Here is a 2092-nt window from a genome sequence, read left to right as displayed (position 1 = left end):
GGCAGCGCCACGGACGCGACGGTGAGCGGCGGGGGCGTGCAGACGGTCTTGGCCGGCGGGGTCACCAGCGGCACGACGGTCGACAGCGGCGGCACGGAAGACCTGGCGGGCTCCGGCTACGGCGGAACGGTCGCGGCCGGCGGCTCGCAGACGATTGCCTCGGGCGGCATGGACAGCGGCACAACGCTCGACGGCGGCAGCCAGACGGTCGACGCCGGCGGCAGCGCGACCGGCACGACGGTGAGCGGCGGTGGCGTGCAGACGGTCTCGGCCGGCGGGGTCGCCGGCGGCACGACAGTCGACAGCGGCGGCACGGAAGACCTGGCGGGCTCCGGCTACGGCGAGACGGTCGCGGCCGGCGGTTCGCAGACGATTGCCTCGGGTGGCGTGGACAGCGGCACAACGCTCGACGGCGGCAGCCAGACCGTCGATGATGGCGGCAGCGCGACGGGTGCGACGGTCGACAGCGGCGGCGTGCAGACGGTCTCGGCTGGCGGCGTAACCAGCGGCACGACGGTGAGCAGCGGCGGCACGGAAAACCTCGCCGGTTCGGGCTACGGCGAGACGATCTCGGCCGGCGGTTCGCAGACGGTCGAATCGGGCGGGGTGGACAGCGGCGCGACGCTCAGCGGCGGCACGCAGACCGTCGCCGCCGGAGGCACGGCCTCAGGCACCCGGATCGACGGCGGTTCACAGACGGTGAGCGCCGGCGGCAGCGCGACCAGCGCAACCGTGAACAGCGGGGGCATGCAGACGGTGTCGTCGGGCGGCATGGCCTTGAGCTCGACGGTCGAAGCCGGCGGCACGCAGACGGTATCGGCCGGCGGCACGGTGAGCGGCACGCAGGTCGGCAGCGGCGGGACGGAAGACCTCGCCGGTACGGGCGAGGGCGAGACGGTATCGGCCGGCGGTTCGCAGACGGTCGAAGCCGGCGGCGTGGATAGCGGCGCGACGCTTGCGGGCGGCAGCCAGACGATCAGCGCAGGCGGCAGCGCGACCAGCACGACCGTGAACAGCGGGGGCGTGCAGACGGTGTCGTCGGGCGGCGTCGCTGGCGGCACGATCATCGACGGCGGCGGGACGGAAAACCTCGCGGGCACAGGCTATGGGGAAACAGTCACGGCCGGTGGTTCGCAGACGGTTGAATCGGGCGGGGTGGACAGCGGCGCGACGCTCAGCGGCGGGACTCAGACCGTCGACGCCGGCGGCGTGGCCACGAGCACGACGGTCGAGACGGGCGGCTCGCAGACGGTCGGTGCAGGCGGCAGCGCGGCAAGCGCGACGGTCGGCAGCGGCGGCGTACAGACGGTAGCGTCAGGCGGCGTGGTCAGCGGCACGATCATCGACGGCGGCGGCACGGAAAACCTCGCCGGTGCCGGCTATGGCGAAACGGTCTCGTCGGGCGGCAGCCAGACGATCGACGCGGGCGGGGTGGACAGCGGCGCGACGCTGTCCGGCGGCATGCAGACGGTCAGCTCGGGCGGCATAGCCGCGGGCACGACGGTCAGCGGCGGCGGCGTGCAGACGGTGGCGTCGGGTGGCGAGGCCTCGGGCACGGCCATCGCTGCGGGCGGTTCGCAGACGGTCGACGCGGGCGGCAGCGCGAGCAGCGCGACGGTGGACAACGGCGGCGTGCAGACCGTTGCAGCCGGCGGCGTGGACAGCGGGACGACGATCGGCAGTGGCGGCACGGAGGACCTGGCGGGCTCCGGCGCCGACGAGACGGTGTTGTCCGGCGGTTCGCAGACGATCGCCGCGGGCGGCGCGGACAGCGGCGCGACGCTCGACGGCGGCAGCCAGACGATCGGGGCAGGCGGTAGCGCGACCAGCACGACGGTGAATGCGGGCGGTACGCAGACGGTGTCTTCGGGCGGCGTGGCCGTGGACACGACGGTGAACGACAGCGGCACACAGGCGCTGTACGGCGGGGGCACGGCGAGCGGCACGGTCATCAACAGCGGCGGCACGCAGAGCATCAACTCGGGCGCAGTCGCGAGCGGCTCGGTGCTAAGCGGCGGGGGCAACCAGGACGTGGGCTCGGGCGGCAGCGCCGTCGCAACACAGGTGGACAGCGGCAGCGAGCAGGCGGTGC

The 2092-nt window shown here is 74.2% G+C and carries 1 protein-coding gene; it reads left to right on the top strand.

Translation table 11 applies throughout. The annotated features are described in order from the left end of the window. Positions 1-2092: AIDA repeat-containing protein (locus CY652_RS23655; RefSeq protein ID WP_180970746.1), on the top strand; the 2092-nt coding region annotated here is incomplete at both ends.

Origin of the sequence: Burkholderia sp. WAC0059 (assembly GCF_002870125.1) — a bacterium.
Lineage (GTDB): Bacteria > Pseudomonadota > Gammaproteobacteria > Burkholderiales > Burkholderiaceae > Paraburkholderia.
The sequence above is the reverse complement of the archived record's forward strand: the minus strand, read 5'-3'. Positions and strand labels throughout refer to the sequence as shown.